Below are 6,221 nucleotides of genomic sequence, written 5' to 3' on the forward strand. Positions count from 1 at the left end.
GAGTCAATTAGAGTAACCCTATACGTATTTTGACACTTCGTATCAAAATCAATAGGTGTCTGCGACGCTTTTCGGCTTTGCCGAGCCATGTCCAGCATGGCAAAAACAAACCTTGGGCTTTGCCCAAACCCACTGGGGAAATCTTCCCCAGACCCCGTCTAACAAACTCCCCCAACCCCCTCATTTTTTGAGGGGGCTCCCTCGCCGGTAGGCAGGGTCAAACGGGTACCGTTTGACAACCACAAGAGGGTTTTGGAACAGGTGAATCAGTCAACTCCTTAATGCTCACTCCGTTCCGCTTACCGTTGACAGACGCAATATATAGTTATTTCCAATAAGATTTTTCCAACCCTCTATGACTGATCAATATGGATTGCCCATTATCGAATATAAAAAATAAAAACGAATGTAGACTTTTACATATTCGTTTATTTTAGAATACCTTAAAAAATCACCATAAAATATTTTACGCAGGGACATGCCCTAACCAAATCTATTACTCTAGCATATTATGTAGAAGCGACTTTAAATCTATAAAAAAGTTGCTAAGGAGGCGCATATAAAATGGCAACATTTGAAATTGGTGCGAGATGTCTTTTCAATTTTCGAAACGAACGCTTTTTCCTATTAGTTGAAGATGAAATTACAGTTCCAGATAAAGGTGTGGAGATTGATCCAGTTAATATCTATGAAATTGACGAGCAAACTTTCGATTTTATCAGAGATGAAGGAGATACAGACGTGTGTGTACCAGTTACTACACTTCCAACTGTACCACCTGGATTTAAATTAGAACGAAAATGTATTTTTACAATTGATAATGCATACTGGGCAATCTATGATTTAGAAAATGGAACGGATACCAATGTTATATTAATCATCACTGCAGCTTTATTTAACTCATTGAGAAATTCTGGTGTTCGTGAATGTTTTCCTCAAAATTTCATTTAATAAATTGATTAGACCTCAAAGTTCATACAAAAAAGTGAATGTAAACTTTTTATTATTTGTTTACATTCATTTCCCTTTAAACATTGACTTTATCGCAACTTACCCATTTTCCTCAAAAACTACTAGAAAAGTATACATTCAAATCAAAGCAAAACCTCTGGTCCAATCACTCTTTTCACATAATTCATAAGTTAATGTAAAAGGGGGTAATCCTATAGTAGCTTTACTACAATTAATTAGACCATCCGCATTTAGAGCTGTAAAAGCATTTAATCAGAATGTACTTACAACACAAATTCAACAGATTACGTATGAAACTAAACAGTTTGATTTAAAAGATGAGTATAATATATCCGATTCAACCTTTGTTCCTAGAAGAAAAGGAGTATATGCTATTACTGCAGGTGCAGCATTTCTTGCTAATATTCCTTTTGATAATCCTCGCACTACAACCATGTTAATACGTGTAAATGGTATCGATATTGTTAAAGAAGATCACTATTTCGTACCAAAATTAGTTAGACGACCTCATGCAGTAAGAGTAAGTACTATTCTACAATTAAATAAAAGGGATAAAGTTCAAATATGGACAATTATTAGCGGAGGAAATATGACTATTTTAAATAACGAAGGAACACATTTTGAAGCAGCTAGATTTTCATCTCCATAAAATTTCATTAGTATAATCACAATTAACTAAGAATAATCTTTTTATTTTTAGTTATAAAAATAAAAAAAGAGCTTTTAAAAAAGCTCTTTTTTTCTATCTAATTATTCAATTCGAAGTGCTAAAATATCTCGACAATCTAAAACAATTACAGTTCCTGGTTCTGTTTCATTATCTACAAAAGTTGCACAAAAATTTTCTGGATTGAAATTAACAAAAATAACATCTTCGATTGTATTCCCACTTAAAAAAATATCTACTTCTGTACCTAATTGTAAAACCGCTAACTGATCACATACGCATTTATCATGATTATTAAACATTTAAAAACACTCCCTTCTAGAAATATAGAATTCATTCTATTCTATGTTTAAATACAAGAAGAGCTTGTTTAATAGCCTATATTCCAAAGAGATAGTATTTTGGGTTGTGGTATATTTTCATACATAGTTTTCTTCGGAGGGCGTAATTCCATAAAACATACTCCTCTCTCATTACAATGTACTACAATACCTGCATTATTGATTTATGTACTATAATAGATAGGGTATATATAATTGCTTGTATCAATATAGGATACAAACATGTTTAGCATGCAAATATAAAGAATAAAGAAACAAGGAAATAACGATATATACTATATTCATGCTAGATTTACATAATACCACTTATCAGCAAGCAGTCCATGTATCTAGAAACCTAGAAAAGTCCCTTCATCTTCTGAAGGGACTTTTCATTCACATAATCAATGTTATCGGAAGTTAAGAAAATAAACTTGTTTTATTATGTTGGAGATGGAAATCTAGTAGCTTCAAAGTGTGTAGTTGCAGGATCTGAAACGATTTCACCAGCTACAGAACTTTGCACAAATACCTGTACTTGATCTCCAGCATTTAACTGAATGTTAGTAGAAACAGATACATCATTGTCAAATGGGATTATACTAAAGAAATCATTATCTCGGGATACGTCAGTATTGTTTACTCTGATGGCTATTTGCACTCTATAAGGATTGGTGAAAGTAACAGGACTAAATTGAACACTTGCAATAATAGAGTATATACCTTTTGTTTCTGGAATAAATGTGGAAGTAAAAGTACTATGTTCATTTATTAGATCATATTGTTCATTCGGATATAAAACTTGTACATCGGTGTCTGCAGGAACAGGTATAGAAGCATTAGTAACATCCCTAACAGCCCTGAATGCTGATTGTGGTGTTGATCCTGAAGATCCCTGAATAGGAAGTGGAAACTCACAAGGATTGAAATGCAATCTATTTTTTGATGACATAAGTAATCAAGCTCCTTTGTTTGAATTTAATATATTAAATGTAAAACGAGCTTGTTTTTCTTGTATACTTGTCTCTACTTGTCTATACTTGTCCAAAGGAAAACAATAATATATATCATATACATGTAAAATTAACATAACGTCTCATTATCGATAGTATCCAAAAAAGCTCGCTTATCTTGTTTCAAATAAGAAGCGAGCTTTTCTTTCCATCATTCAATTATAATTTATTTACCAAACAGACGATTCCAAAGTGATTTCTTCTGTTCTGTATCTGCTACGCTATCTGTAGCAACAGTTGCTACCTCATTTTCTTCAACGCTTGATATCACTAGGTTTATAGCCTGTTCTAACGTTATACTCTTCTTGTTCACAGCTGATATCATCCGTTCTATAGTTGCTACGTCTTTATGAAAAAAACTCTCGAGTTATTGTTACCCTGCTCGAAAGGATATCCGGCTTCTTCCAGGGCAAAGCAATATTTACCCAAAGTACTTGAGCCAATCCCTAAGTTCTTGGCTACCTCAGATCCCCAATAAGTTTGAGCCATAGTTACATTTTCTGTAAGTTGCTTTTCACTTCACAGTACGATTGCTTCTTCTACCCCCATAACAAGAAAAGGAACCTACTAGTAGGTTCCTTTTCTTGTTATGGGAGATTTATTTAATTATATATAAGTGTAAAACAAGTGTCCGACGCTCGATCCACACTATAATATATGCTGTCCTATTCAATATAGTGCAATGAATTTTAAGTAATCTAATTTAGTTTTTCTTATTTCAAAATGAGAAAAGTAACTATTATACAAGCCCGCACACAAATAGATATATTAAATACCATATTAAAGTAGGTATGAAAACACTCAAAAAACAAAAATAAATGGAGGTTTTTTAATTGAGTGAAAACAAACACGATCACAATAAAGATTGTAAGGTTAAAGCAGAAACACAAATTCCGTTCAGTGATACTCCAGCAACGCCTCTTCTTACAAGAAATCCAATAGTTAAAATTCCAGTTGTATTAGCAGAAAGAACACTTCAAATTGTAGTAGAAGCAAATATCCCACTTTGTCCACCAGCAGTAGAAATTAAAAGAGTATTAAAAGATGTATTTTTACAACAATGTAAACTAGTACCTGTTGAATATGAACCAATTGATGGAACAGGGTATTTACGAGTAACAAGAGCAAAATTATTTGTAGAAGGTTTTATTCGTAAAAATATTGAATATGCTGCTAAAGACTGCAATGGCGTGATTCATGATAAAATTGCAAAGGTTCGATTCTCTGGTTTTGCTGACTTAACTCGAAATGACTTTTCTTCTAACCCAATCATAGCTTTTTCTTCAGAAAATAAAGCTCGTTTTATTAATCCAAAAAACACTGATGTTCCTCGTCTAGACAAATTCTTCTTTGAAAATAATGTTTTCTATAATGAACAACCATTTTGTGAAATAATTAGTGCAGAATTTTATGAGCTTGACTTCTCACCATGTGATAATGATCATGATAAACATCATGAAGAATCATGTGGTAAACATCATGAAAAAACATTTGACCACTTACGTGAAAAAATCGTTCTTGATCTTACTTTGAAAGTATTACAAACTCAACAAGTAAGAATTGGTGGATCAACTGGACAATCTAGCTGCTAATTAAAAATTCTCATTAATATTCTTAAATCAAGTCAGTTATTTTGCAACATTTCATGCACTAAAAAAAGGAGAATCCCATATTTTTTTGGGGATTCTCCTTTCTTATTTAAAGATTGTTCACACAAATGATCTACACATCAATTCATCTTTGATATACAGATCATTTGTATGATAATTTTTATAAATAATTGCTGAATAAAAAACTTACATAAATGCTTTTAAAAGTTCTTGTACGAATGGAATTATTCCACCTACAAATTTTAAAACTGCCATTGCGATTTCCATGTTATTTCCTCCTTTATTCTTATATTAAGATTTTGTGAATCCTTGTACCTTTATTATAGTAAGCGCTTACAAAAATAGCAATACTTTTTTACAATATAATAAACATTAACTATTAATGTTCTATAATCTATGATTTTCAGCAATTAAATAAAGGTAACCAATCCCCTTTATTTAATTACTAAAGAATCTACGTTAATTCTGTATTCAAAACTCGTTGTGCAGTAATAATAACACCCTGAGCAGTTACTCCATAAACACTGTATATGCCACCGTTTTGATTAGGAACAATTTCAATTTATCATCCCCAACTCAACACTCTCTCTTAAATTATCCTGCCTTTTAGCAACCAATTCTAGTTCTTCAGGCGTAATCTTAATTTAAACAATGTTCTCTGTCCCCATATAACATTGAAAATTATACCGTAAGCATTGGATTTATTCCCCTGTATTTTCAGAGAAGGAGAGAGATAATTAATCAAATTTCAAAAGATTATTTCCAAAACTCATACCATTTCTTATCTTTACTTGCTGCAATCATCTTCTTAACTTCCTGGACTTCCCTTATTGTTTGCATGAGCATCTCATCACGGCCCTGGTTCTTCGCCATATCTTCGCTAGTATTCATCGCTATAAGTGCCTGGGATTCCTGTATCGTTTGTATAGCGCTCAATAACTCTGATTCTTTTTGTATGAATCGCTGGTCTTGCTCAGTTAGTCGTTTGGTTAATTCCTGGAGCAACTCATTTTGTTTTTCAATGACTTCTTTTTGATCTTGAATCATCCTCTGTAGCGTTGTAGCGTTGAAATCCGGTTCTTCATAGCGCTCAACTTCATGTCGATCCAATGGCAACACTTCAACACCTTGATGCCATGATACAATTTGCTTTGTGGCATTTTCTAGTGTCATATCTGTGTCATTCTTTAGATTTATAACCTTACGGAATACCATTACATCACTTTCTCTATATTTCCTATGCCCACGCTCGTTTTTTATAAAAGTGTAACCCTCTTTTTCTAACACATCTGCATACTTACGTAATGTAGATGATTGGATACCTAATTGCTCAACCACGTCACTAGGATTATAAAGCGTCTTCATAGCGTTTCACCTCAAAAATATATTCGCTATAGCAATGATATACCCTTTTTCCTAATAATTCACATATTAAGTTTAAATTTAGAGACTCGTTACTTCACGATAACAGCATCAAAATCTTTTTTTAATTTATACAAGATTTTATGCAAGAAAAGAGAAAAAACGAAATAGCGGGGATCCCTAGAATCCTTGCTATACCAACCATGTATAAAATCATGCATAAACGAAGAAAAAAAGAACCAGGCAAACCCCTTGAGAGAGTAAGGCGCCGCCTGGT

General features: G+C 32.8%; 5 protein-coding genes and 2 pseudogenes. 2 read left to right on the forward strand and 5 right to left on the reverse strand.

Features of this window, described 5'->3' with window-relative positions; genetic code table 11:
* The first annotated feature begins 564 nt into the window (after positions 1-564).
* Positions 565-951, forward strand: a complete 387-nt coding sequence (locus ACM6HU_RS24125; RefSeq protein ID WP_016117065.1) for a hypothetical protein — start codon at positions 565-567, stop codon at positions 949-951.
* Positions 952-1,722: 771 nt separating this feature from the next.
* On the opposite strand, the gene ACM6HU_RS24130 is transcribed toward ACM6HU_RS24125, so the two are convergent.
* From ACM6HU_RS24130 to ACM6HU_RS24140, 3 genes and pseudogenes are all read right to left on the reverse strand, one after another.
* Entirely contained in the window at positions 1,723-1,941 is a 219-nt protein-coding gene (locus ACM6HU_RS24130) for a hypothetical protein (protein ID WP_016113391.1), read from the reverse strand.
* A gap of 460 nt (positions 1,942-2,401) precedes the next feature.
* A complete protein-coding gene (locus tag ACM6HU_RS24135) occupies positions 2,402-2,911 on the reverse strand; it encodes a hypothetical protein (protein WP_016133375.1) in 510 nt (169 codons plus the stop codon).
* Between the two features lie 239 nt (positions 2,912-3,150).
* Positions 3,151-3,461, reverse strand: a pseudogene (locus ACM6HU_RS24140) (hypothetical protein); the annotation flags it as partial.
* A 344-nt stretch (positions 3,462-3,805) separates the two neighbouring features.
* On the opposite strand from ACM6HU_RS24140, the gene ACM6HU_RS24145 reads away from it, so the two are divergent.
* Positions 3,806-4,564, forward strand: coding sequence for a CsxC family protein (locus tag ACM6HU_RS24145; RefSeq protein WP_016113401.1), 759 nt, complete (start codon positions 3,806-3,808; stop codon positions 4,562-4,564).
* A 472-nt stretch (positions 4,565-5,036) separates the two neighbouring features.
* On the opposite strand, the pseudogene ACM6HU_RS24150 reads toward ACM6HU_RS24145, so the two are convergent.
* Both ACM6HU_RS24150 and ACM6HU_RS24155 read right to left on the reverse strand, forming a co-directional pair.
* Positions 5,037-5,144, reverse strand: a pseudogene (locus ACM6HU_RS24150) (ATPase); the annotation flags it as partial.
* A 194-nt stretch (positions 5,145-5,338) separates the two neighbouring features.
* Positions 5,339-5,947: a DUF3967 domain-containing protein gene (locus ACM6HU_RS24155; RefSeq protein ID WP_016132513.1), complete on the reverse strand. Its 609-nt coding sequence runs from the start codon at positions 5,945-5,947 to the stop codon at positions 5,339-5,341.
* Between the last annotated feature and the right edge of the window lie 274 nt (positions 5,948-6,221).

The sequence above is a fragment of the Bacillus sp. IT-79MI2 genome (assembly GCF_949768135.1).
Lineage (GTDB): Bacteria > Bacillota > Bacilli > Bacillales > Bacillaceae_G > Bacillus_A > Bacillus_A pseudomycoides.

What these genes read in the sequence shown, in the direction of transcription:
- ACM6HU_RS24125 (WP_016117065.1), top strand. Translation starts at nt 565, where the DNA reads ATGGCAACATTTGAAATTGGTGCGAGATGTCTTTTCAATTTTCGAAAC.
- ACM6HU_RS24130 (WP_016113391.1), bottom strand. Translation starts at nt 1,941, where the DNA reads ATGTTTAATAATCATGATAAATGCGTATGTGATCAGTTAGCGGTTTTA.
- ACM6HU_RS24135 (WP_016133375.1), bottom strand. Translation starts at nt 2,911, where the DNA reads ATGTCATCAAAAAATAGATTGCATTTCAATCCTTGTGAGTTTCCACTT.
- ACM6HU_RS24155 (WP_016132513.1), bottom strand. Translation starts at nt 5,947, where the DNA reads ATGAAGACGCTTTATAATCCTAGTGACGTGGTTGAGCAATTAGGTATC.